The 24,385-nt window shown below is 62.4% G+C and carries 22 protein-coding genes; 16 read left to right on the top strand and 6 right to left on the bottom strand.

Features of this window, described 5'->3' with window-relative positions; genetic code table 11:
* Positions 1–15 precede the first annotated feature (15 nt).
* The 6 genes from ertD (at position 16) to RGCCGE502_RS01855 (ending at position 6,817) form a co-directional block, all read left to right on the top strand.
* Complete coding sequence (gene ertD / locus RGCCGE502_RS01880; RefSeq protein ID WP_016552470.1) at positions 16–1,398, top strand: hydantoin-5-propionate amidohydrolase; 1,383 nt, start codon at positions 16–18, stop codon at positions 1,396–1,398.
* The gene (locus RGCCGE502_RS01875; RefSeq protein WP_016552469.1) at positions 1,395–2,657 is read left to right on the top strand and encodes a Zn-dependent hydrolase; all 1,263 of its coding nucleotides are present in this window, start codon (positions 1,395–1,397) and stop codon (positions 2,655–2,657) included. Before ertD ends, RGCCGE502_RS01875 begins: the two co-directional genes overlap by 4 nt.
* On the top strand, positions 2,657–3,754 hold the full coding sequence (ertC, locus tag RGCCGE502_RS01870) for a thiohydantoin desulfurase (RefSeq protein ID WP_016552468.1): 1,098 nt from the start codon (positions 2,657–2,659) through the stop codon (positions 3,752–3,754). Before RGCCGE502_RS01875 ends, ertC begins: the two co-directional genes overlap by 1 nt.
* A gap of 4 nt (positions 3,755–3,758) precedes the next feature.
* Entirely contained in the window at positions 3,759–4,088 is a 330-nt protein-coding gene (locus RGCCGE502_RS01865) for a TfoX/Sxy family protein (protein WP_016552467.1), read from the top strand.
* A gap of 53 nt (positions 4,089–4,141) precedes the next feature.
* Complete coding sequence (gene ertB / locus RGCCGE502_RS01860) at positions 4,142–5,803, top strand: thiourocanate hydratase (protein WP_016552466.1); 1,662 nt, start codon at positions 4,142–4,144, stop codon at positions 5,801–5,803.
* Positions 5,804–5,941: 138 nt separating this feature from the next.
* Complete coding sequence (locus tag RGCCGE502_RS01855) at positions 5,942–6,817, top strand: DMT family transporter (protein WP_016552465.1); 876 nt, start codon at positions 5,942–5,944, stop codon at positions 6,815–6,817.
* 18 nt (positions 6,818–6,835) lie between these two features.
* On the opposite strand, the gene RGCCGE502_RS01850 is transcribed toward RGCCGE502_RS01855, so the two are convergent.
* Entirely contained in the window at positions 6,836–8,125 is a 1,290-nt protein-coding gene (locus tag RGCCGE502_RS01850; protein ID WP_016552464.1) for an MFS transporter, read from the bottom strand.
* Positions 8,126–8,221: 96 nt separating this feature from the next.
* On the opposite strand from RGCCGE502_RS01850, the gene RGCCGE502_RS01845 reads away from it, so the two are divergent.
* A complete protein-coding gene (locus RGCCGE502_RS01845; RefSeq protein ID WP_016552463.1) occupies positions 8,222–9,094 on the top strand; it encodes a LysR family transcriptional regulator in 873 nt (290 codons plus the stop codon).
* Here RGCCGE502_RS01845 and RGCCGE502_RS01840 read toward each other — a convergent pair whose 3' ends face one another.
* Entirely contained in the window at positions 9,095–10,000 is a 906-nt protein-coding gene (locus RGCCGE502_RS01840; RefSeq protein ID WP_016552462.1) for a LysR family transcriptional regulator, read from the bottom strand. It abuts the gene before it with no gap.
* Positions 10,001–10,126: 126 nt separating this feature from the next.
* Here RGCCGE502_RS01840 and RGCCGE502_RS01835 point away from each other — a divergent pair, with 126 nt between their 5' ends.
* Complete coding sequence (locus RGCCGE502_RS01835; protein ID WP_016552461.1) at positions 10,127–10,891, top strand: SDR family oxidoreductase; 765 nt, start codon at positions 10,127–10,129, stop codon at positions 10,889–10,891.
* A gap of 131 nt (positions 10,892–11,022) precedes the next feature.
* Entirely contained in the window at positions 11,023–11,772 is a 750-nt protein-coding gene (locus RGCCGE502_RS01830; protein ID WP_016552460.1) for an SDR family oxidoreductase, read from the top strand.
* Between the two features lie 96 nt (positions 11,773–11,868).
* Here the strand turns inward: RGCCGE502_RS01830 and RGCCGE502_RS01825 are convergent, their stop codons facing one another.
* Together RGCCGE502_RS01825 and RGCCGE502_RS01820 are read right to left on the bottom strand one after the other, a co-directional pair.
* Positions 11,869–13,239 carry a PepSY-associated TM helix domain-containing protein gene (locus RGCCGE502_RS01825; RefSeq protein ID WP_016552459.1) on the bottom strand — a complete coding sequence of 457 codons (1,371 nt, stop codon included), beginning with the start codon at positions 13,237–13,239 and terminating at the stop codon, positions 11,869–11,871.
* Between the two features lie 62 nt (positions 13,240–13,301).
* Positions 13,302–13,709: a DUF2946 domain-containing protein gene (locus RGCCGE502_RS01820; protein WP_019279610.1), complete on the bottom strand. Its 408-nt coding sequence runs from the start codon at positions 13,707–13,709 to the stop codon at positions 13,302–13,304.
* A 123-nt stretch (positions 13,710–13,832) separates the two neighbouring features.
* Between RGCCGE502_RS01820 and coaBC the strand changes: the two genes are divergently transcribed.
* Positions 13,833–15,041 (top strand): bifunctional phosphopantothenoylcysteine decarboxylase/phosphopantothenate--cysteine ligase CoaBC, encoded by a 1,209-nt coding sequence (gene coaBC / locus RGCCGE502_RS01815; RefSeq protein ID WP_016552457.1) that lies wholly within the window; start codon positions 13,833–13,835, stop codon positions 15,039–15,041.
* On the opposite strand, the gene RGCCGE502_RS01810 is transcribed toward coaBC, so the two are convergent.
* Positions 15,031–15,840: a class II glutamine amidotransferase gene (locus tag RGCCGE502_RS01810; protein ID WP_016552456.1), complete on the bottom strand. Its 810-nt coding sequence runs from the start codon at positions 15,838–15,840 to the stop codon at positions 15,031–15,033. The genes coaBC and RGCCGE502_RS01810 overlap by 11 nt on opposite strands.
* A gap of 263 nt (positions 15,841–16,103) precedes the next feature.
* Here RGCCGE502_RS01810 and RGCCGE502_RS01805 point away from each other — a divergent pair, with 263 nt between their 5' ends.
* The 6 genes from RGCCGE502_RS01805 (at position 16,104) to otsA (ending at position 23,343) form a co-directional block, all read left to right on the top strand.
* The gene (locus RGCCGE502_RS01805; protein ID WP_016552455.1) at positions 16,104–17,015 is read left to right on the top strand and encodes a pirin family protein; all 912 of its coding nucleotides are present in this window, start codon (positions 16,104–16,106) and stop codon (positions 17,013–17,015) included.
* Positions 17,016–17,465: 450 nt separating this feature from the next.
* Entirely contained in the window at positions 17,466–18,143 is a 678-nt protein-coding gene (locus tag RGCCGE502_RS01800) for a FadR/GntR family transcriptional regulator (RefSeq protein WP_016552454.1), read from the top strand.
* Positions 18,140–19,432, top strand: a complete 1,293-nt coding sequence (locus RGCCGE502_RS01795; RefSeq protein WP_016552453.1) for a CynX/NimT family MFS transporter — start codon at positions 18,140–18,142, stop codon at positions 19,430–19,432. Before RGCCGE502_RS01800 ends, RGCCGE502_RS01795 begins: the two co-directional genes overlap by 4 nt.
* A gap of 87 nt (positions 19,433–19,519) precedes the next feature.
* On the top strand, positions 19,520–21,034 hold the full coding sequence (locus tag RGCCGE502_RS01790; RefSeq protein WP_016552452.1) for a S10 family peptidase: 1,515 nt from the start codon (positions 19,520–19,522) through the stop codon (positions 21,032–21,034).
* A gap of 98 nt (positions 21,035–21,132) precedes the next feature.
* On the top strand, positions 21,133–21,927 hold the full coding sequence (gene otsB / locus RGCCGE502_RS01785) for a trehalose-phosphatase (RefSeq protein ID WP_016552451.1): 795 nt from the start codon (positions 21,133–21,135) through the stop codon (positions 21,925–21,927).
* Between the two features lie 39 nt (positions 21,928–21,966).
* A complete protein-coding gene (otsA, locus tag RGCCGE502_RS01780) occupies positions 21,967–23,343 on the top strand; it encodes an alpha,alpha-trehalose-phosphate synthase (UDP-forming) (RefSeq protein ID WP_016552450.1) in 1,377 nt (458 codons plus the stop codon).
* A gap of 9 nt (positions 23,344–23,352) precedes the next feature.
* Here the strand turns inward: otsA and RGCCGE502_RS01775 are convergent, their stop codons facing one another.
* The gene (locus RGCCGE502_RS01775; protein WP_016552449.1) at positions 23,353–24,255 is read right to left on the bottom strand and encodes a choline sulfate utilization transcriptional regulator; all 903 of its coding nucleotides are present in this window, start codon (positions 24,253–24,255) and stop codon (positions 23,353–23,355) included.
* Positions 24,256–24,385 lie beyond the last annotated feature (130 nt).

Raw genomic sequence — 24,385 nt, 5'->3', positions numbered from 1 at the left:
CACGGAGAAAGCGGCATGGCTGATTTCGATCTCGTTCTGCAAGGCACGGTCGTTTTGCCGGAGCGCATCCTGGAGGCCGGCTACGTTGCCGTCCGCGACGGCAAGATTGCGGAAGTCGGGCTCGGCGTGCCGCCTGCCGCGTGCGAACGTCATCTCCTCGGCAAGGCATTGATCCTGCCGGGCGCCATCGACGCCCAGGTTCACTCGCTGTCGCAGAAGGACCAGGAGGACTTCATCTGGTCGACCCGCTCGGCTGCTGCCGGCGGCGTGACGACGATCGTCGACATGCCCTATGATGAAGGCAACCTCGTCTGCTCGGCAGAAGCCGTGAAGAAGAAGATCGCCCATGCCGGCCCGCAGGCGCGGGTCGATTTTGCGCTCTACGGCACCGTCGATCCCGAGGAAGGCGCCGAGCGGGTTGCCGAAATGGTTGATGCGGGCGTTGCCGCCTTCAAGTTTTCGACGTTCGGTACGGATCCGAAACGTTTCCCGCGCATCCCCCCTGCCCTGCTGGACGAATGCTTTGCTGCGATCGCGCCGACCGGGCTGACCGCCGGCGTTCACAACGAGGATGACGAGGCCGTGCGCGCGTACATGGAGCGTGTGAAAGCAAGCGGGATCACGGATTGGCGCGCGCATGGGCTGTCGCGGCCGCCGATCACCGAACTGCTGGCGATGCACACCATTTTCGAGACCGGCGCCAATACGGGCTGCCCGTCGCATGTCGTCCATTGTTCGCTTGGACGCGGCTACGACATCGCACGCGCCTATCGCCGCGACGGTTTCGAGGCCACGGTCGAATGCTGCATTCATTACCTGACGCTGGACGAGGAAAACGACGTCAAACGGCTCGGAGGCAAGGCGAAGATCAATCCGCCGATCCGGCCGCGCGCCGAGGTCGAGGGACTGTGGCGCAGGGTTGCGGAGGGCAATGTCTGGTTGGTCTCGACGGATCACGTCAGCTGGTCGGAAAATCGGAAGACCAATCCTGAGATGCTCGCGAACGCGTCCGGCGTGCCCGGGCTCGAAGTGATGGTACCGCTCTTCATCAAGGGTGCGGCCGAGCGCGGCATCCCGCTGACCTGGGCGGCCAAGCTGATGGCGGAAAACCCGGCGAAGCATTTCCGCCTCGATCATATCAAGGGCGCGCTCACGCCTGGCAAGGACGCCGATATCGTCGTGCTCGAGCCGCGGGAAACGGTCTATGACGCGGCAGCCAGCGGCAACAACGTTGTCGGCTGGAGCCCTTATAACGGCATCCGCCTTCCCTGGACGGTGTCCGCGACCTATCTGCGCGGCAAGAAAATCACCGATGGAGCGACCGTATTGGCTGAACCCGGGACCGGCCATTTTGTGCGTCCGCTGCCGAGGCAGGTGATCGCCGGAGCCGCAGAATGAGTCGAAACCTGCCGGTCAATCCAGATCGTATCGCAGAGGATATCGACGCTCTGGCGGGGATCACCGAACCCGGTCATCCCTGGACCCGCCGCGCCTTCTCGCCGCTGTTTCTCGAGGGCCGCGCCTATATCGAAGCGCGCATGCGGGCGGCTGGCCTTGAAACAAGGATCGATGCCGCCGGCAACCTGATCGGCAAGCGGCGGGGCGCTATCGACGGGCTCGGCACCATCATGCTCGGTTCGCATTCGGACACCGTGCCGGATGGCGGGCGTTTCGACGGCATTGCCGGCGTGGTGGCGGCACTTGAGGTCGCGCGTGCGCTCAGCGATCGGGGCATCGCGCTCGATCACGACCTGGAGATCGTCGATTTCCTTGCGGAGGAGGTCAGCATCTTCGGTGTCTCCTGTATCGGCAGTCGGGGAATGACCGGGCAAATGCCGGAAGCCTGGCTTTCGCGCGTGACTGATGGACGTGATCTGGCCGAGGCGATTGCCGAGGTTGGCGGCCGCCCGGGCGTGTTGCAGCAGCAAAGCAGGCCCGATATTGCCGGCTTTCTCGAACTGCATATCGAGCAGGGCCCGGTCCTTGAGAACGAGAAGAAGGATATCGGCATCGTCACGGCGATCGCCGGGATCACGCGCATTGAGATCATCGTCGAGGGACGCGCAGACCATGCCGGGACGACGCCGATGGATAGCCGCTCGGATGCGCTGGTCGCCGCCGCGCAACTGGTTCTCGATATCCGCAATGCTGCGGCCGCCCACGCGAAGACACCGGGGCATTTCGCTGCGACAGTCGGCGAGTTCCGGATCGAGCCGAATGCGGCCAACGTCGTTCCCTCGAAGGTCGTCCTGCTGATCGATGGGCGCGCGGAGGTTCGCAACGACATGGAAGCCTTCTGTGAGTGGCTGGACGAACACGTCATTAAGTTAGCCATTGCTTACGGAGTATCGATCAAGAGCCCCATGCGGGTTTCGGATAACCGTCCGACGCCGAGCGATCCCGGACTGTTGAAGACACTTGAAAGGGCGTGCGAAACCGTCGGCGCCAAGCACCGCCGCATGGCGTCGGGCGCCGGCCACGACATGGCCTGGATTGCCAAGGTCGCGCCTGCGGCGATGATCTTCGTGCCCTGCAGGGAGGGGCGCAGCCACTCCGCTGACGAATGGGCTGACAATGATGACATCGCGCTTGGCGCGGCGGTGCTTTTCGAAGCCGTCATCGACATGGACAAGAGCTTGAAGCAGGAGAATGCCTGATGGGACGCATACTCGTTGAGAAGGATGTCGAAGCCGCCGTCAAGGGAGGGTCGGTCTACGCCGCCGGCGGCGGCGGCTGGGCGGATCATGGTCGCATGCTCGGCTATGCCGCGGTCAACGTCGGCAAGCCGGAACTCGTATCGATCGACGAATTGAAGGACGACGACTGGATCGCGACCGCTGCTGCGATCGGCGCGCCCGCCTCCACGACCCCCTGGGAAATGCAGGGCATCGACTATGTGAAGGCCGTCCAGCTGCTGCAGGACGAACTCGGCGAGAAACTGTCCGGCCTGATCATCGGCCAGAACGGCAAGTCATCAACGCTGAACGGCTGGCTGCCCTCCGCAATCCTCGGGACCAAGGTCGTCGATGCCGTCGGCGATATCCGCGCGCATCCGACCGGCGACATGGGCTCGATCGGCATGGCAGGCTCGCCGGAACAGATGATCCAGACGGCGGTCGGCGGCAACCGCGCCGAAAACCGATACATCGAGCTTGTCGTGAAGGGCGCGACGGCGAAGATCTCACCGATCCTGCGGGCTGCCTCCGATCAATCGGGTGGCTTCATCGCCAGCTGCCGCAATCCGCTGCGCGCCTCCTATGTGCGCACCCACGCAGCACTTGGCGGCATCTCGATGGCATTGGCGCTGGGCGAGGCGATTATTGCCGCAGAGAAGATCGGCGGTTCTGCCGTGATCGACGCCATCTGCAAGACGACCGGCGGGCACATCCTTGCCGAAGGCATCATCACCAAGAGGGACGTCGTCTACACTAAGGAGGCCTTCGACATCGGCACGATCGTCGTCGGCTCCGGCGACAAGGCGGTGACCATGCATGTGATGAACGAATACATGGCCGTCGACGACATCGAGGGCAAACGGATCGCGACCTTCCCCTCGGTCATCACAACGCTCTCGCCCGAGGGAGAGCCGCTGAGCGTCGGACAGCTGAAGGGCGGCATGCATGTCTTCATTCTGCATGTGCCGATGAGCATCATTCCGCTGTCGGCCAGCGTTCTCGACTCGACCGTCTACCCCCCGGTGGAAAAGGCGATGGGCATCGAGCTTGCGCGCTACGCGCTCGCGGCAAGGGCCTGATCGCATGGCGCGGGACGTCGGCCTCGAGGAATTGCTGAGGGAAGAGCTGGGCGCCATGTCCGGTCTCAGCGAAAAGCCGATGTTCGGCGGGCTGGCCTTCCTGCTCGATGGGAACCTCCTCTGCGGCGCCCGACAGGACGGTCTGCTGGTCCGTCTCGGGAAAGGAAACGACGGCTGGGCGCTCGACTTGCCCGGCGCCACGCAGATGCTTTCCGGCGGCCGTGCCATGCATGGCTGGGTCAGGGTCGGCGCGGAGATTTACGGCGATGACGATATGCGGCGCCGTCTCTTGGAGGCGGCCATGGCCTTCGTGCGCTCACTGCCCGCCAAGTGAACGGAACATAGGCCCCGAGGCCCAGAAAAGACAGATATAGAGGAACGACCAAGATGCCGAAGCCCAATCCCCGTCATCCAAAATTTCCGATTCCGGGCGGACCGGAGCTGCGCGCCAAGGGTTGGCGCCAGGAGGCTCTGCTGCGGCTTCTGGAAAACGTCCTCTCCGTTGGCGAGGATCCCGACAATCTCATCGTCTATGCCGCGCTCGGCAAGGCCGCACGCAACTGGGCGGCGCACAAGGGCATCGTCAAGGCGCTGACCGAAATGGACGAGGACCAGACGCTGCTCATCCAGTCCGGCAAGCCGATCGGCCTTGTGAAGACGCACGCAAAGGCGCCGCTTGTCATCATGGCGAACTGCAACATCGTCGGGCAGTGGGCGAAGGCCGAGGTCTTCTACGAGCTGCAGCGGAAGGGACTGATCTGCTGGGGCGGGCTAACGGCTGGCGCCTGGCAATATATCGGCAGCCAGGGCGTCATCCAGGGGACCTATGAAATCTTCATGCGCATTGCCGAACGCCGGTTCGGCGGGGATCTTTTCGGACGCTTCGTGCTGACGGCGGGGCTCGGCGGCATGGGCGGCGCGCAGCCACTGGCCGGCCGCATGGCGGGTGCCGCCATCCTCTGCGTCGACATCGATCCGGAGCGCGCGAAGAAGCGGCAGGAGATCGGTTACCTGCAGGAAATGGCGCCGGATCTCGATACGGCGCTTGCGATGATCGATGCCGCCGTAAAGGAAAAGCGGGCGCTATCGGTTGGTCTCGTGGGCAACGCCGCGGAAATCTATCCCGAAATCGCGCGGCGCGGCGTCGTGCCCGATATCGTCACCGACCAGACCTCCGCGCACGATCTGGTCTACGGCTACGTGCCGAAGGGCATGAGCCTTGCGCAGGTTCGCGAACTGCGCGACGACGGCCAGGGACAGCTGATGGCCGCAAGCCGCGCCTCGATCGTGCAACACGTTACCGCCATGCTGGATTTCCAGAAGAAGGGCTCCGAGGTCTTCGACAACGGCAACCTGATCCGCACCCAAGCCAAGGAAGGCGGCGTCGCCAACGCTTTCGACATTCCGATCTTCACCGAAGCCTATCTGCGGCCGCTCTTTGCACGGGCAATCGGTCCCTTCCGCTGGATGGCACTGTCTGGCGAGGAAAGCGACATCGCCCGGATCGACGATCTGCTGCTCGAAATGTTCCCCGAAAACAATATCGTCACCAATTGGATCCGGCTGGCGCGTGAGAATGTGCCCTTCGAAGGGCTGCCGGCGCGCATTGCCTGGCTCGGCCACGGCGAGCGCACGATGCTCGCCCGCCGGGTCAACGAACTCGTCGCAAGCGGTGAGCTGAAAGGACCCGTCGCCTTCTCGCGGGATCATCTCGACGCCGGCGCGATGGCGCACCCGAACATCATGACTGAGCGGATGAAGGATGGCTCCGACGCGATCGCCGATTGGCCGTTGATCGATGCGATGATGCTTTGCTCGTCGATGGCTGATCTCGTGGTCGTTCATTCCGGCGGCGGCGGCTATGCCGGCTACATGACGAGCTGCGGCGTGACCGTCGTGGCCGACGGCACCGATGCCGCCGACGAGCGGCTCGACCATGCGCTCACCAACGACACGGCACTTGGCGTCATGCGTTATGCTGACGCCGGCTATGACGAAGCGCTGAATGAGGTGGCAAGGAAGGACGTTCCCTATATCAGACTCGGATAGCGCCGCGGCGCCTATCTGGAGGCATTTTCTGTCGGATTACGCTATGGCGTGGCGCAACCGATCGATCGCTGGTCTTGCGTCTCTGATAGAGATCGGATGTCGACTCGACAGCTGCCCTTCCAAAGAACGGACCCCGCCATGCAGCCCCGCACCTATGGTATGCTCCTCGTCAGCATTGCTACGATCATGTGGAGCACCGCGGGGCTCTTCGTCCGGGCGCTCGACCTCGATGTCTGGACGGTGCTCGGATGGCGCTCGCTGTTTGGTGGATTGGCGCTGGCGATCATCATTTTGGCAAAGAAGCGGATCAGTGCCGAGCCCGGCAAGGTGCCGCTCTATTTCTATCCGCTGTTTGGTCTGATGGCCGCGATTTCGATGTATGGCTATATCGGCGCGCTCAAGCTGACGACGGTCGCCAATGTGCTGGCGATCTATGCGACCGTTCCCTTCGTCGCCGCAGCCATCGCTTACGTCTGGCTGAAGGAGAAGATCAGTAGGCGCGTGCTTACAGCCAGCATGATTGCCTTCGTTGGCGTCCTGATTGTTGCAGGTTTCGGGGCGAGGCCCCAGGACATCGCGGGCAACGCGCTGGCATTTCTGATGACCCTGACCTTCAGCATTCTGCTTGTGGCAGCGCGACGCTATCCCGCGCTGCGGCTGGCGCCAGTCAACGCGCTGGGGTCGGGCCTCTGTGTGCTGCTTTGTCTGCCGCTGATGTCCCACACGCTACCGAGCTGGCAGGAGATCCTGGTGCTCGCGGTCTTCGGGTCGACGACATCGGGGATTGCCTATCTGCTGTTCATGACCGGCGGCCGCTATATCCCGTCGAGCGAGGCCGGGTTGATCGGTCTGCTAGATGTCGTGCTCGGCCCGCTCTGGGTCTGGCTTGCCTTCTCCGAGACGCCAACTGTCTCCACAATCATCGGCGGCGTGATCATCCTGATCTCCGTCTTCTGGTACCTGTGGAGTGGCATGAGGGAGGCTCAGCCGCGGCGCACGCTGAAAAACGTTTAGTCGGCTTGCGACCCTTTGCTATGACGACGGCTGTTTCGCCAGCTTTGCGGCGACGAGCGCCGCGATTATGCCGAGAGCCAGCAGCGACAGCGTGAAGGCAACGACGGCATTCCAGCCATCGGCACCCCAGAAATAACCACCGACCGAACCGGCAACACTGGAGCCGATGTAATAGGACAAAAGATAGAGCGCTGAAGCGTGTCCCTTGGTGCCGCGGGCGAGGCGACCAACGAGCGCGCTTGCCACCGAATGGGCGACAAAGAAGCCCGATGTCAGCAGCACGATGCCAAGGACGATCAGCGCCAAGGAGGATGAGAGCGTCGCGGTCACACCCAATGCCGCGACCGCGATGCCGGCCGGCAGGACGATGAAGTGACCGATGCGGTCACCGAGCATGCCGGCAACCCACGAGGCAGCAATGCCAAAGAGGTAAACCGTGAAGATCAGGCCAAGCTCGGTTTGATTGAGGTTGTAGGGCGGCTCAACGAGGCGGAAGCCGATGTAATTGTAAACCGTGACGAAGGTGCCCATGGCGAGAAAGCCGATGGCGAAGAGCAGCGGCAGCGTCGGATTGCTGATATGGCCGACCCAGGCCCTCACGTGGAATCGGGCGTCGAAACCCTTGCGCGGCGTAAAATTGCGCGATGCGGGCAGCAGCAGGAAGAAGCCGATTGCTGCAGCAAGGCCGAGCACGCCGAGCGCGCCCAATGCGATGCGCCAGGAGAAAAATTCGGCCAGCGTGCCGGTGACGACACGGCCTGCCATACCGCCGAAGGCATTCCCAGCGATATAGAGGCCCATCGAAGCGCCAAGTCCCCGCGGATCGATTTCCTCGGAGAGATAGGCCATCGCAACAGCCGGTACGCCACCGAGCAACAGCCCTTCAAGCGCGCGGATAACAAGCAGCGCGTGCCAGCTTGGGACGAGGGCGCAGGCGATCGTGCAAAGCGCAGCCCCGAGCAGCGAAGCGAACATCAGGCTGCGGCGGCCAAAGCTTTCAGAGACAGCCGCGGCACAGAAGATCGCGAAGGCGAGAAAGCCGGTCGATAGGGACAAGGACAGCGAACTCGCCGCCGGGCTCACTCCGAAGTCCGCTGCAAAGATCGGCATCAGCGGCTGCACGCAATAGAGCAGCGAGAACGTCGCAAAACCGGAGAGGAAGAGTGCGAGGCTGGCGCGCCGATAAGACGACGTCCCCCGCAGCAGGAACTGCTTTTCCTGTATTTCCGCCGCCGTTCGCACGAGGTGGAGATTCGGACGGGCGTGGGTTTCGGAGACGTCTAGCGACTTGTCTGCGGCGCGTTGCATTGGGGCACCAACCTTTCACGTCTTTTGATCTAGCCAGCGACGCGCCATTTGTCCAATATATGGAAGTGCCGTTATTAATAGCTTTTGGAGATACCGATGGAGCTGCGCCATATCCGCTATTTCCTGGCAGTGGCCGAAGAGGGGAATTTCACCCGCGCCGCCGCGAAGCTCGGCATCGGCCAGCCGCCGCTCAGCCAGCAGATCCGCGACCTTGAAAATGAGGTAGGCGCCTCGCTGTTTCATCGCGTTCCGCATGGCGCGGAACTGACGGCGGCGGGCAACGCCTTTTTACCGGAAGGTCGGGCTGCCATTGCCGCGGCCGAAAAAGCGAAACTCGCCGCGCAGCGCGCGACACGTGGCGAGACCGGGCGGCTGGCACTCGGCTTCACCGCGTCGTCTGCCTTCAACACGGCGGTCAGCGGCACGATCCGCCGCTTTCGCAGCCAGTGGCCCGATGTCAGCCTTTCCTTGACCGAGATGAACAGCAATTGGTTGATGGAGAAATTGCTGCGGCAGGAAATCGACGTCGCCTTCATCAGGCCCGGCCTGGAGGATCCTAAAGACGTCACGCTGAAGCGGCTGGCGGATGAGCCGATGCTGATCGCCTTACCGGCGCACCACCCGCTCGCGAAATACGGGAAGGTGCCGCTCTCGGCGCTTGCCGGCGAGCCCTTCATATTGTTTCCGCGCACGGTTGGTCTCAGCCTCTATGACGACATCGTGCGGGGCTGCCGCGATGCCGGTTTCGAGCTTGTCGTGACGCAGGAGGCGCCGCAGATCCCATCGGTCGTCAATCTTGTCGCCGCCGATCTCGGCGTGTCGATCGTTCCCGCTTCGATTGCCCATCTAGCTCTCGATGGCGTCGCCTACCGGTCGATCGAAGGGCCACCGCTGGTGGCACGTCTCGGGCTTGCGATGTTGAAGGCGCAGCGGTCGCGTGTCGCGGCAAACATGATGAGCCTCATCTGATCAGCCAGCGGGATCCCAATAGGGCGGATCTCCGAAGGTCCTGCGCAGATGGTCGGCGACAGCACGCAACTTCGCGGACGGATTGCGGCCCTCCGGATGCGCCATGTAGATGAACTCGGCTTCCGGCCTGTAGCCGACATCGATCTCCTGCAGTTGTCCGGCGCTGATCGCAGGTCCGGCGATGAAGGCTGGCAGCAGCGCGATTCCAAGACCGGCGGCCGCGGCATCGCGGATCATGTCTCCGTTGTTCATGCCGACGGCCTGACTTGCCCGCACGACGATCGCTCCATCCGGCGTCTGGAACCGCCAGTCCGCGACACCCCGATTGGTGTAGAAGATGCCCTTATGGTCATCGAGGTCGGCAAGGGTCTTCGGCACACCATGGCGGCCGAGATAATCCGGCGAGGCGACCAAAAGCCGACGACTGCGGCTGAGCTTCCATACCACCAGCCGGGAGTCGACGATCGGGCCGTGGCGGACCACGGCATCATACCCTTCCGAGGAGACATCGACGCGGCGGTCGTCGATGTCGAGCACCAGCTGGATCTCCGGGTGCTCGGCCAGAAACGGGTATAGCGCAGGGCCGAGATGCATGCGCCCGAAGGTGACGGGGGCGGCGATGCGCAGCGGACCGGACAACGTGCCACGGCGTACCGCCATCTCGGCGGTGGCCTCCTCGATTTCCTGAACGATCCGCGTCGCGCGCTCCAGAAAGGCGGTACCGTCTTCCGTCAGGGTGAGCTTTCGCGTCGTCCGATGCAGCAGCAAACCGCCAAGCGACTTTTCGAGTTCCGCCAACCGCTCGCTGACGACGGACTTTGACAGGCGTAGGCGCCGGGCGGCCTCGCTGACCGAGCCGGATTCAACAATCGCCACAAAGGCCGTTATTCCCTCAACCCTGATCATCGTTCGGCAAATCCGAATTCGAGTTCCACCATTTGGAGACTAATCCGAACGAAAAGAAAATGCCATCTTCAGCCCATCGAAAGGGACGGCAATCGCCACCCGCAACCTAACACTGGAGATGGAACAATGAATCGCTTGAATGGAAAAGTCGCCATCGTCACCGGCGCGAGCGCCGGCATCGGTCGCGCAACGGCCAAGCTCTTTGCTGCCGAAGGCGCAAAGGTCGTGGTCGGCGCGCGCCGCCAGGCAGAACTTGAAAGCCTAGTGGCCGAGATCAAGGCAGCCGGTGGAGACGCCGTCGCCGTTGCCGGCGACGTCCGCTCGGAAGACTATCACAAGGCGCTGGTCGCAACCGCAGTCGATCGCTACGGCAAGCTCGACATTGCTTTCAACAATGCCGGCATCCTTGGCGAAGCCGGTCCTAGCACGGGTGTTTCGGAAGCCGGTTTCACGGAAGCGCTGACGATCAACCTGACGGCCTCCTTCCTGGCTGCGAAGCATCAGATCGGCCAGATGGAAAAGAACGGCGGCGGTTCGGTCATATTCACCTCCACCTTCGTCGGCTACAGCTTCGCCTTCCCGGGCGTTGCCGCTTATGCCGCCAGCAAGTCCGGCCTGATCGGCCTGACACAGGCGCTCGCCGCCGAATTCGGCCCGAAGAACGTGCGCGTCAATGCGGTTCTGCCGGGTGCGGTCGACACCGACATGTATCGCGAGATGAACGACACCGAAGGCAAGCAGAGCTTCATCACCAACCTGCATGCGCTGAAGCGTGTTGCAGCGCCTGAGGAACTTGCCCGTTCCGTGCTCTACTTCGCATCCGACGACTCGAGCTTCGTCACCGGCACAGCCTCGCTGGTCGACGGCGGCGCGTCAATCACCCGCACCTGACGCTACGCCCGACTATCCGCTCTGACTGGACAGCCGTCCGGAAAAGAGCGGATTGTTGCGGCGGCATCTTCACCACATCCTCAAAGTCATCAAAGGGCGCACGCCCAACGGGAACACAAGGACCCACGACAATGGCACGCTTACAGAACAAGACAGCCCTGATCACCGGCGGCACCAGCGGCATCGGCCTCGAAACCGTCCGTCAGTTCATCGCCGAAGGCGCTCGCGTTGCCATGACCGGCAGCAGCGAAAAGAGCGTGGCGGCAGCCCGTGCCGAATTTGGCGACAAGGCGTTGGTCATACAGGCGGATGCGGGCAACGCTGCTGGCCAGAAGGCCGTCGCCGCAGCAATCAAGGACGTTTTCGGTCACCTCGACATCCTCTTCGTCAACGCCGGCATTGCCGAATTCGGTCCGCTCGAACAATGGAGCGAGGAAGCCTTCGACAAGTCGATTGCGATCAACGTCAAGGGCCCGTTCTTCCTGATCCAGGCTCTGCTGCCGCTGTTTTCGAAGCAGGCTTCGATCGTTCTCAACACGTCGATCAATGCCCATATCGGCATGCCGAACTCCAGCGTCTACGCCCTGACCAAGGGTGCGTTGCTGACGCTTGCAAAGACGCTCTCTGGTGAACTGATCGGACGCGGCATTCGCGTCAACGCCGTCAGCCCCGGCCCGATCGCGACACCGCTCTATGGCAAATTCGGCATGTCGGAAGCCGACGCCAAGGCCATGGCTTCGCAGATCCAGGCGCAAATCCCGGTCGGCCGCTTCGGCGGTGCCGGCGAGGTTGCTAAGACGATCATCTTCCTCGCCTCCGATGAAGCCGCCTACATCGTCGGCAGCGAACTTGTCATCGATGGAGGGATGAGCAACCTCTGAGGACCGAGACCCATCAGAGGATGCATGAGAAGGCCGCGGATCCTCTGATCCGCGGCCTTTCTGCTGTCTATCGGTCGGGCTTGACTGCCCGCGATGTCAGATCGATCGCAATTTTCTGGACCTGATGTAGAGCCAATCCAAGCCGAGCATAACGATGAGCGACAGCCCGACGAGCGGGAAGAGCACCCCGCCGATGGCAAGGATCGCGATCAGGCCGCGAAACACGCGCTTGTCAGCAGGCAACGGCGGGACGCCGAGGGAGCCCGCCGGGCGTCGCTTCCACCACATGATCGCAGCCGAAACCGCAAGCAGGATGATGGCTACACAAGCGGCGAGCAGTACAAGCTGGTTCACAAGTCCGAATTGTTGGCCGAGATGGGTGTTGATGCCCCATTCGAGCGATTTGCCCAGAGGACCGTAGTCGGCGTAGCTCATGTCGATCAGTGGCGTTCCGGAATACTGGTCGAGATGTACGACCCGTTGCTTGGTAAGGTCATCGGGATAGACGGAACCGGTAAACACGCCATCCGCTGTGGTCGGAATATTGACGGCATAGCCAGGATGCAGGCCAAGACGGTCGAAGGTGGCGACGGCGGCGTCGAGACCGATCGGCTGTGCATGATGCGCGTGCCCAGGAGACTGCGGGACCTGCGCCTGCTCAAGCGACCACGAGGTCTTGGCAATGTGATCGAGGTGCTCGTCGGACATCGGCACGGCGACGCGCACTCCTGCGGGATAGCCGAAGTTGTTGCCGTTCGCCCATTCATTGATCTTGCCTCCCCAGATGCCGGACCACGGCATACCCGTGATGGCCAGGAAGACGATGAAGAAGCCGACGAAGATGCCGGTCACGGCATGCATGTCTCGCCAAAAGACCCGGCGTTTCGGCGTGCCGCGAACGGAAAGAACGCCCCCGGTCTGCCGTCGCGGCCACCAGAGATAGATACCCGTGGCGACCAGCAGGATCGACCAGCCCGCCGCGATTTCGATCAGCATGCGCGCGTAGTTTCCGAAATATTTCAAGCTGTGGAGATAGCGGATCGTCCACATGACGGTGCCGCGATCCGGCAATGCGCCCAGCACCTTGGCGGTGTAGGGGTTGACGTACACGGCAAGTTTGCCGTCCGCCTCCGTCCCGATGGTGATTTCGGCAGAGGCGCCGGGCGTGGCCGGGTCGGTGAATTTGACTGCAGTTCCGGGGTGGACGGCAAGGGCGGCAGCCACCATCGCTGAAGGTGCCGCGCGGTTTGCGCCCGGCTGCACGTCGACGCGCTTGAGATCGGAATGGATCGCTGCGTCTATCTCATCCTTGAAGAGATAAAGGCCGCCAGTGATTGCCAGCGTAATCATGAAAGGCAGGACAAGAAGGCCTGCGTAGAAATGCCAACGCCAGACGGCGCGGTAGAGGTCGGAGGCGGAGCGCACCGAAGCGCCAACGCTCTCGCGACCGATGGTAAGATCGGACATGGAGGACTCCCAACGTGAGAAAACCGGCCTCTACGCGACAGGCGTGGAGGCGGACGACGACGTCAGGCCCTGATGGGAGGGGCACGCGGTTCGGCGATCCGGCCACGTAAAGCAAGCGAAACGACTGCATCCGCTCGGATCGTCGTATCGATCGCGGTGTCGACCGCGACATAAAGAGGAGCCGCCTGCCCGCCGAGAATTGCCGGCATGGCAGTCGATGCGAGGCGGCAGAGGGTGCCGCACGGGCACTCCGGCGCCTTCTTGGCCGGCAAATTGCCATGTCCGGCTTCGTTGATGGAACTGTGTCCGCTCGAAGAACAGATGATCGCAAAGGGATCGACGGCGGATGCCGCCATGGCGCCCTGGGCGGTGCCGCTCAGCAGTCCCTGGATCAGAAGCAGGCAGGCGACCAGCAGCGCGACGGCGCTGGCCGATACCCGATCCCGCAAGATGCTCCGCATGGTCCCCATGCTTCGCTCCATGCCACAGGAGGCGCGCGTTGTCACTGCGGCCGATGCGCTTCCGCTGCCGATTGCTTATTATTCCCCAAAGGCTTAGGGTTTGATGCAACCAGCTAATCGATGGAAAGAGCCATGGTTCTCAGCGGCAAACGCATCCTCCTCATCATTTCAGGCGGGATCGCGGCCTATAAAAGCCTGGACCTGATCCGACGGCTCAGGGAGCGGGGCGCTTCCGTGCGACCGCTGATGACCACAGGCGCGCAGGAATTCGTGACGCCGCTTGCCGTCGGCGCGCTTGCCGCCGACCATGTGTTCACGGATCTTTTTTCGCGGCAGGACGAGCAGGATGTCGGGCACATCCGGCTGGCGCGCGATTGCGACCTTGTCCTGATCGCGCCGGCGACGGCGGACCTGCTTGCCAAGATGGCGAACGGGCTTGCGGACGACCTTGCCTCCACGGTGTTGCTGGCCACGGATCGGCCGGTTCTTGCCGCACCCGCCATGAACCCGCATATGTGGGCGCATCCTGCGACCAAGCGCAACGTCGAGACGCTGCGTGGCGACCGCATTCGCTTCGTCGGGCCGATGGCCGGCGAGATGGCGGAGAGCCGCGAGGCGGGTGTGGGCCGCATGGCCGAACCGCTGGAGATCGTTGCTGCGGCAGAGGCTTTGCTCAGCGATGGGCCAAAACCGCTTGCCGGTCGCAGGGCCATCGTCACCTCCGGGCCAACGCATGAGCCGATTGACCCCGTGCGCTACATTGCCAATCGCTCCTCCGGCCGCCAGGGACATGCGATTGCCGCGGCGCTTGCCACGCTTGGCGCAGACGTGACGCTGGTTTCGGGACCGGTTTCCATTCCCGATCCTTTTGGCGTCAAGGTCGTCCATGTCGAGCGCGCCGATCAGATGCGGGACGCCGTGCTCGCCGCTCTACCGGCCGATGTCGCCGTAATGGTCGCGGCCGTCGCCGACTGGCGTGTTGCCTCAGCCGCCGACCAGAAGATCAAGAAGCATCCTGGCGAATCCATCCCGACGCTCGCACTGACGGAAAATCCGGACATCCTGAAGACCGTCGGCCATCACACGATGCGGCCGAAGCTGGTGATCGGTTTCGCCGCCGAAACCCAGGACGTCGAGAACAATGCCAGAGCAAAGCTCGATCGCAAGGGTGCCGATATCATCGTCGCCAATGACGTGTCGCCGGCAACAGGCATCATGGGCGGTGTGCGCAACCGCGTAAAGATCGTCGCCCACAGCGGCATCGAGCAGTGGCCGGACCTTGCAAAGGAAGAGGTTGCCACCAGGCTGGCGGCAATGATTGCCGAACGGCTCAAGCTGTGACGGCGACTGGGGCGGCTCTCACCACAGCCTGCACCGGACGAAACGGTATGATGTCGAGACCGCTGTCGCCGAGTGTGACGGCGCTGCCGTCCGGGATCTCTGCCCAGGCATCGACGTCATCGTTGAGCGGCTCGGACACCAGGCAATAGCCTTTGCCGAGCGGTGAGGCGTAAAGCGTTGGCGCCTTACGGTCGGTCGCATAGCGGATCGCATAAAGCGACTTGCCATCGGAGAAGGCCGCCGTATAGCGCAGCAGCACTGATCCCAGCAGCTTGTCCGCGAGGCTTTCGACGAAGCGGATCATCTCCGCCATCGCAGCCACCGGCGTCTGCTGCAGACCGAACTGCAGGGCAAGCAGGAACATCAGCTCGGAATCCGTCGTCCCGCCGCGGGCGTTGAAAAGGTCGTCATCCAGCATGGCTTCCATGGGTCGGCGCAGCCGCTCGAAGCCGGAGATCTGGCCGTTGTGCATGAACGACCAGTTGCCGTAGGTGAAAGGGTGACAGTTGTCGCGACGGGTGCCGCCGCCGGTCGCCGCCCGCACGTGCGCCAGGAACAACGGCGAACGGATCTGCCGCGCAAGGCTCTTGAGATTGCAGTCGGACCAGGCCGGCAAAGTGTCACGGTAGCGCCCCGGCTCCGGTCGGTCGCCATACCAGGCGATGCCGAAGCCGTCGCCATTGGTGGGGGTCTTGGCACGGGTGGCGCAATGCGATTGCTCGATCAGCGAGTGCGCGGGCGAGGACACCAGTTCCTCCAGATAGAGGGGGTCTCCGCGATAGGCTGCCCAGCGACACATGCTCTTTCCACTCCGAAACCCGTTCCGTCGGAAGCGGGAGAAATGCTGAAACGCGACAATGATTGTCGAATCCGATGGTTAATAAGACCTAAACGGCTTCGTGGCTTGCAAGCGGAAGATGACAAATTTCTGACGATTGACGTGATCACATTGCGCAATGACGCATCTTCTTTTGTGAACAGTGCGTTCCTGCCTCCGGCGGTTTCGCTCGGACCGGCCCGATCGCTATATTTCGGGCTAAGTTGAACCTTGGAGAGGATGCCATGTCGATCCGTCCCGTAAAACATATGAGTACCGCAACGCCGACCATGGAAGGCGCCGGCGTAAAGCTGCACCGCGTCTTCGGCTTCGGAGATCCGTCGATGACCGATCCGTTCCTGATGATGGACGATTTCCGCAACGACAATCCGGCCGAGTATATCCGCGGCTTTCCGTGGCATCCGCACCGCGGCATCGAGACAATCACCTATGTGCTCGCCGGTACCGTCGAGCATGGCGACAGCCTCGGCAATCGCGGCCTGCTCGGCGCCGGCGACATCCAGTGGATGACGGCGGGCAGCGGCATTATGCACCAGGAAATGCCAAAGGGCGATTTTGCCGGACGCATGCACGGCTTCCAGCTTTGGGCCAACCTCCCCTCATCGCTGAAGATGACGGCGCCGCGCTACCAGGACGTCAAGTCCGCCGACATCCCTGTCGTGGTCGATGACGACGGCACCGCCGTGCGCGTCATCTGCGGCGACTTCTGGGGCAAGGCAGGCCCGGTCGACGGCGTGGCAGCCGAACCGATCTACCTCGATGTCTCGGTGCCGCCAGGCAAGAAGAAGCGCCTGCCGGTCGATACCTATCGCAACGCCTTTGCCTATATCTTCGCTGGCTCCGGCACGTTCCGCGACGCGTCCAAACCCTTCGGCGTCCGCGTCGAGAAAGAGGTCAACGGCGAAGAGCTAAACATCCGCGACATGTCGGGCAACCGGACGCTGGTCGTCTTCGACAGCGGTGATGAAGTGACAGTGCAGGCCGGCGACGAAGGTATCCGCTTCCTGCTTGTCTCGGGCAAGCCGATCGAGGAACCGGTCGCCTGGCACGGGCCGATCGTCATGAACTCTCGCGAGGAGATCATGCAGGCAATGCGCGAACTGCAGAATGGCACGTTCATCAAGGCCGCACATTGAGCCGGCTCAATCCACAGGCTTTCCCACTAAAGTCTACAACGGAACAGAAGCAAGCGGCACTCCGTTGTAATCATTACAGGATCGCCGATGACAGCGAAATGAAATGGTGGGATCGGCAAGTTCTCGCAGCGCCTTCGTCAGGAATTCTTCTTGCATCGCCGGCGAATCATCCTACCTTCTTCTTATCGACAACAGAACGAAAGGAAGGTGATCCAATGTCTAATGAGATTTCAGACCTCGTAAAAGGCATGGAAGTGGTGATGAAAGCGAGGCAGCCCTCGCTCTAAGCCCACCTTCCTAGGGCCGCTTTGACGGTCCGGCCATTTACAGGCCAGAACTCATGGAAAGGGTCGCTCGCGCGGCCCTTTTCCAATTTTCGCGATAGCATTGACGAGCATCATGATCTCGGAGTATTCATAAAGTCATCAGATGACTTTATGAATATGAACGATGGAACCACTCGCAAAAACCAAGCTGGCGGATACAGCCATTGAGTCGATCCGTGCGGAGATCCTCGGAAAGAGGTGGGCCGTTGGCGATAAATTGCCCAACGAGGCGACGCTTTCGTCCATGCTCTCCGTCAGCCGCGGCACCGTCCGCGAAGCTGTCCGGGTGCTGGTGTCGCAAGGCCTGCTGGAGACCCGGCAGGGCTCAGGAACCTACGTGCTCTCGACCACGGATACCCGGCTGCCGCTCACCATGGCCCGTCGCGCCAGTCTGCGCGACCTCTTCGAGGCCCGGTGTGCGCTCGACGTCGAGGCGGCACGGCTCGCGGCTCTACGGCAGACGCCTGCGATCATCGCGGAGCTTCGGGCACTTCTTGCAAAGCGCGGCAATTTCGAAGGCGGCGATAAAAGCGCCTTCATCGAACGCGATCTTGCCTTTCACAAGGCGGTCATCGCCGCGTCTGCCAACCGTGCGATGATTGAGATCTATGAGTTTTTCTCCGCCTCGATCGCCGAGACGATCAAGGCGACGTTGGATGATGAAATTCCGGAGCCCGATATGCGGGCGCATGCCGACATCATCGACGCTATCAGCAGCGGTGATCCGCAGCAGGCCGACGCGGCCGTTCGCCGCTTTATGGCCCCCATCATCAGCGCTCTCGACCGGATGCTCCATTCATGACAACGCCCCTTCAGGATTCCGCTCACGTCTACGACCTGGCGGACGAACAACTCATCGACGCCGAGGCCGACAGCGTCCCGCAACCCCAGCCGCCGGTCGGCAGCAGCGCCGCGGCGCGCTTTCTGCTTGGGGCAAGCCTCGTTCTGATTGCGTTCAATCTGCGTCCGGTGTTTTCCAGTGCCTCGGCGCTGCTGCCCGAAATCAAGTCTGAACTCGGCCTCTCCGCGCTGGGCGCCAGCCTGCTGACCACTTTGCCCGTCGTTTGCCTCGGTGCCTTTTCGCCGCTCGCGCCACGGCTTGCCCAGCGGATCGGCACGGAACGCACGCTTCTCGGCGTGCTCGTCCTGCTGGCGCTCGGGACAGCCTTGCGCGGCCTTTCCTCGATTCCGCTGCTCTTCGTCGGCACTGCCCTCGCCGGCGGCTGCATCGCTGTCGGGAACGTGCTGCTGCCAGGCTTGGTCAAGCGCGACTTTGCCGATCGCGCCGCATTGATGACCGGCTTCTACACGATGGCACTGTGTGCCGGCGCAGCGAGCGCGGCCGGCTTTACCTTGCCGCTCGAACACATGCTCGGTGATTCCCTTTCCGCGGCGCTTGCCGCGTGGGGGCTACCCGCACTGGTCGTCGCGATTATCTGGCTGCCGCAGGTGCTGTCCACAAAGAACCAGGTCAAGCGCACCGGCTTTTCGGTGCAAGGGCTGTGGCGCGATCGCCTGGCCTGGCAGGTCACACTCTTCATGGGGTTGCAATCAGCGCTGGCCTATTGTGTGTTCGGCTGGCTCGTTCCGATCCTGCGTGAACGCGGCATTGACGGGATCACCGCGGGGGCGATCGTTTCCGTGTCGGTGATGGTTCAGGCCGCGGCATGCCTTGTCGCCCCGCAGATCGCGGTCAGGGGCAAGGATCAGCGGGTGATCAACGCGTCGCTCTGCGCCGTCGCTGTCGTCGCCCTGTTCGGCCTGCTATTTGCGCCGCTGTCCACGGTCTGGGTCTGGGCCGTAGTGCAGGGCATCGGCCAAGGCGGACTGATTGCGGTTGCCATGACGACGATCGTCTTGAGGTCTCGCGATCCGCATGTCGCGGCCCACCTTTCCGGCATGGCCCAATGTGTCGGCTACCTGCTTGCTGCGATCGGTCCGCTCGTCGTTGGGCTGATCCGCAGCTGGACCGGCAGCTTTGCCTGGTCGGCGGTGCTTTTCGTGGCGCTCGGTGCCGGTGCCGCCATCAATGGCTGGAGCGCCGGCCGTGCACAATTCGTCAATGCGCGGACGATCGAGAAAGCGGACTGACGTCCGCCTCACCATCTGTTGATTTCTCCCCCATCGGGTCGATGCTAGGCTGATCTCTCCAATGCCGCTTCCGCCGGAGGAGAAGTCTTGCGTTTCCTGTCCGCCATTCTGCTTGCAACCGCCTTGCTTGCGCCGATCACTCCCGCCCTATCGCAGGAGGGCAGAGGCGATGCTTCCACACAGCGGGCATCGGATGATGGTGTGCTGAGCCTTTTGCCGGCCGACTCGGCGACCGAGCGCACAATGGCCATCGGTGGCCGACAGCTCGACTATGTCGCAACGGCCGGGACGCTGGACCTGTTCGCGCAAGACGGCTCCAAGACCGGCGCCATCTTTTATACAGCCTATGTCGCCAAGAATGGAGCGCCCGACCGACCGCTGACCTTTGCCTTCAATGGCGGCCCGGGTGCTGCCTCGGCATTCCTCCAACTCGGCCTTGTGGGGCCGCGTATCCTCGATTTCGGCCCGAAGGGCGACGATGGGGCCGACGCGAAATTGGTCGACAATCCGCTGAGCTGGCTCGACTTCACCGACCTTGTCCTGATCGATCCGATCGGAACGGGCTGGAGCCGGACCGCCAAGGCCGACGACGCGTCCAAATACTACAACGTCAACTCCGACGCGGAGAGCATTGCAAAGGCGATCGCCCTCTATGTCGCCCACAACAACCGCTCCGGTTCACCGAAATTTCTTCTCGGCGAGAGTTACGGCGGCTTTCGCGCCGCCAAAGTCGCCGGCGCACTGAAGGATAGCCAAGGAATCATCGTCTCCGGCGCGATCCTGCTTTCGCCCCTGCTCGAAGGGCAACTGATGTTCAATGCCGATCAGTTTGCACTTGGCGCCGCGCTTGAGTTTCCGTCGCTCGCGGCAGCGAACATGGAGAGGCGCAACGCCTTCGATGAAGCACGGCAAAGCGAGGTGGAGAAGTTTGCTCTTAGCGACTATCTGACGACACTTGCCGGCGCGGCGCCGACAGGCGATGCCGCCAAGGCCTTCTATGGCAAGATTGCCGGCATGACCGGCATTCCCGAGGATGTCGTGACGAAGAACCGTGGCTTCCTCGGAAATGCCTACGCGAAGCAGTCAAGTGGCAAGGTCGTCAGCCCTTACGACGCAGCGTTCTCGACGCCCGATCCTTACCCGGAGTCGGACTCTGATCGCGGCGGCGACGCAATTCTCGACGGCTTCACCCGTGCCTATGGCGGCGCCTTTGCCGACTATGCGCGCAACGAACTCGGCTTCAAGACCGAGATGACCTATTCGCTGCTGGACGGCGACGTCAGCCGCAGATGGGAATGGGGCGGACGCGGCGGGGGGTCGAGGCTGCAGGCGAGCGTGACCGACGACATCCGCCAGCTGCTTGCCTCCAATCCGAAGTTCCGCCTGCTGATCGCCCACGGCTACAGCGATCTGGTGACGCCCTACGGCGTCAGCCGCTATGTCGTTGACCACCTGCCCGCTTCGCTTGCCGGCGAGCGGGTGGCGCTGAAGGTTTACCGAGGCGGCCACATGTTTTATACGCGGGCGGATCAGCGAAAAGCCTTCACGGCTGACGCGAAGGCCTTCTTTGCCGAGCATTCCCGCACGATCCCGGCTGAATGAAATGGCCGGACGCAAGGCCCTAGGAGAAATCCGAGATTTCCTCGCAGCATTGAACCACGCGGGTTGCCTTCGGTGGATAGCGACATAGGTAAGTCACCATGTCGTACACCAGTAAGCCATTTCCTGCCGCGACGCCGCAACCGGCCTCGGGGCAGAAGAAAGTGCTGAGCGCTCTATCCTCTTCTCCCCAAGATTGCGCTCTCTTCCTCGATATCGACGGCACATTGCTCGATCTGGCCGAGGTACCCGACGCGATCGTCGTGCCGCCGCTGCTGCCCGCAGGTCTCGATGTCGCTTCGCAAAGGCTCGGTGGGGCGTTGGCCCTGGTGACCGGGCGAGCGCTCGCCTATGCCGATGAATTGTTCTCGCCATTCCGGTTTCCGATCGCCGGCCTGCATGGCGCTGAGTTGCGTCGACCCGACGGCAAGGTCGCCAAGGCAGAAACGACAGCCGCCTTCGAGGCTCTGAAGGCCGATCTTCGGAAGGAGACGGAAGGGCTGGAAGGCGTGCTCGTGGAGGACAAGGGAGCGGCAGTCGCCGCCCATTACCGTCTGGCGCCACACAAGCAGGCGCAGGTGGAGCCCATCATGGAGCGGATGCTGTCCCGGGCAGGCCCAAACTGGACCTTGCAGCGAGGCAAGATGGTGCTTGAGCTCCGTCCCGCCAGCGCCGACAAGGGACATGCCGTCGAGGCATTTCTATCGATGCCACCGTTTGCCGGCAGACGTCCGATCACCATCGGTGACGACGTAACCGATGAAGCGATGTTTCGCATCGCCAATCGTCAGGGCGGCCTCTCCGTTCGGGTGGGCGCACCCTCCGAAACGGCCGCCGCACTGACGCTGCCTTCGGCATCGGCAGTGCGGGAACTCATTGGGCAGTTTGCCGTTTGATCCGAGCGCTCGCGCTGCCCTCCCAAGAAAGGAATCCCTGTGTCCCGTCTCGTCATCGTTTCCAATCGCGTGCCAGCCCCGACAAAGGAGGGCGCGGCTTCCGCTGGCGGCCTGGCGGTGGCGCTGAAAGCAGCATTGGAACAACGCGGTGGCATCTGGATGGGCTGGTCCGGAAAGTCGAGCGAAAACGACGAGCCCGGCCCACTTTCCCTGACGGAAGAAGGCAAGATCACCTACGCCCTGACCGATCTCACCGGCAAGGATGTCGAGGAGTATTACCACGGCTTCGCCAACCGAGTGCTCTGGCCGATCTGTCACTACCGGCTGGATCTGGCGGAGTACGGCCGCAAGGAAATGGCCGGATATTTCCGGGTCAACCGCTTCTTCGCGCATCGGCTGGCGCCGCTGCTGCGGCCGGACGACATCATCTGGGTGCATGACTACCATCTGATCCCGTTGGCTGCGGAGCTAAGGCAGATGGGCTTCAAGAACCGCATCGGCTTCTTCCTGCACATTCCCTGGCCGCCGGCCGATGTGCTCTACACCATGCCGGTTCATGAGGAGATCATGCATGGTCTGGCGGCCTACGATCTCGTCGGCTTTCAGACGGACCATGATCTGGAAAACTTCGCCGGGTGCCTTCGCCGCGAGGACATGGGCGATGCGATTGGAGATGGCCGGTTCACGGCTCACGGCAAGGTCTTCAAGGGCGGCGCTTACGGCATCAGCATCGAAACCGCTGCCTTTGCCGAATTTGCCAAGAAGGCGAGTAGCCATCACCTGGTGCAGCGGGCACGGCAGAGCGTCAAGGATCGCGACCTCATCATCGGCGTCGATCGGCTGGATTACTCGAAGGGCATCACACAGCGGCTGGATGCTTTCGAGCGCTTTATCGTCAACAATCCTGCCCACCAACGGAAAGTCACCTATCTCCAGATCACACCGAAATCCCGATCGGAAGTGCCTGAATACGAGCAGATGCAACGCACCGTCGCGGAGCAGGCAGGCCGCGTCAACGGTGCCTTGGGAACGGTGGACTGGGTGCCAGTCCGCTACATCAACCGCTCCGTCAGCCGCCCGATCCTCGCCGGTCTTTATCGGCTGGCCGAAGTTGGATTGGTCACGCCGCTTCGGGACGGCATGAACCTCGTCGCCAAGGAGTATGTTGCCGCCCAGGACCCTGAGGATCCCGGCGTGCTGGTGCTCTCACGCTTCGCCGGTGCCGCCCGCGAACTGAAGAAGGGCGCCTTGTTGGTCAATCCCTACGACATCGAGGGAACAGCCAACGCATTGGCACGGGCCTTGAACATGCCGCTTGAGGAACGTCAGGAACGGTGGCGGAAGATGATGGACCACCTGCTGGTGCACGATGTATCGCGCTGGTGCCAAGATTTCCTTGATGACCTCGTCGCTTGAGGGTTAGCGTCAGTCGATGCCAGCCTCGGCCATGAGCCACGCTGCAAGCAGGTCACTTTGGGCGTCGCGCGTGCGCGGCAGCAGCAACCAGTAGCCTCGCTCCGGCGCTTCCAGCGCGGGGCCAGCAGTCTTCAGCATCCCGGTTGCCAGCAGGGAGTCGACCAGGCCCATCCATCCGATCGCAACGCCCTGTTCGCCGATTGCCGCCTGTACCACCAGCGAATAGGTGTTGAAGCTGAGGTCGCCCTGCCCGGCGTGACCATCGCGGCGGACACCGAGCTCCGCCAGATAGGTCCGCCAGTCGAACCAAGGCGACGGTTCCTCGGTATCGAGATGAATCAAACGCGTCCGCGCGAGATCATCAAGCGTCGAGAGGGAGCCGTAGCGATCGAGAAAGCCCTGGGTGCAGACCGGCGCGACCTTTTCCGGCAAGAGCAGAAGCGCGCCACGATCGAATTCGGATCGCCGACCAAAGACCACGGCAATATCGCCGTCGTCCGAACGACCTTTCTCTATTCGTTGTGTCGCGACAATCTGAATGTCGACTTCCGGGTAAAGCGTGCGGAATGCGTGCATCCGCGGGATCAGCCAGAGCGAAGAGAACGCGAAGTCCGTCCGCAGTCGGATCGTTGGCTTGTCCGTTTCAGTGCGGAAGCGCCGCGCCAGCTCGTCAATTTCGCTGACGCTCCTTGCCACGATGTCGAGCAGGCGTTGGCCCTCCGCCGTCAATTCAACGCCACGATGTTGTCGTTTCAGCAGACTGACGCCTAGTTGCTCCTCCAGCCGCCGAATTTGATAGCTGACAGCAGGTTGCGTCAGGCCAAGAGCGCTTGCCGCAGCCGACAGACTACCCGTCTTGCCGATCTCGGAGAATATGCGCATCCACCCAAGTTCAACGCGGCGGCTTTCCATAAAAAATCCTTAGAGGCGATATCAAAAAATGCCCGCTTCACAGGTCAATCGATATCTATAATCAATAAAGCAATCAAATGCCACATGCGAGGTGAGGCCGAGATTCCTGTCGCGCCTTCCAGTCGATGCG

It is taken from the genome of Rhizobium grahamii CCGE 502 (assembly GCF_000298315.2).
In the GTDB taxonomy this organism is placed as follows: Bacteria; Pseudomonadota; Alphaproteobacteria; order Rhizobiales; family Rhizobiaceae; genus Rhizobium; species Rhizobium grahamii.
Note: the sequence above shows the minus strand (reverse complement) of the source record. Positions and strands in the feature narration are given on the sequence as shown.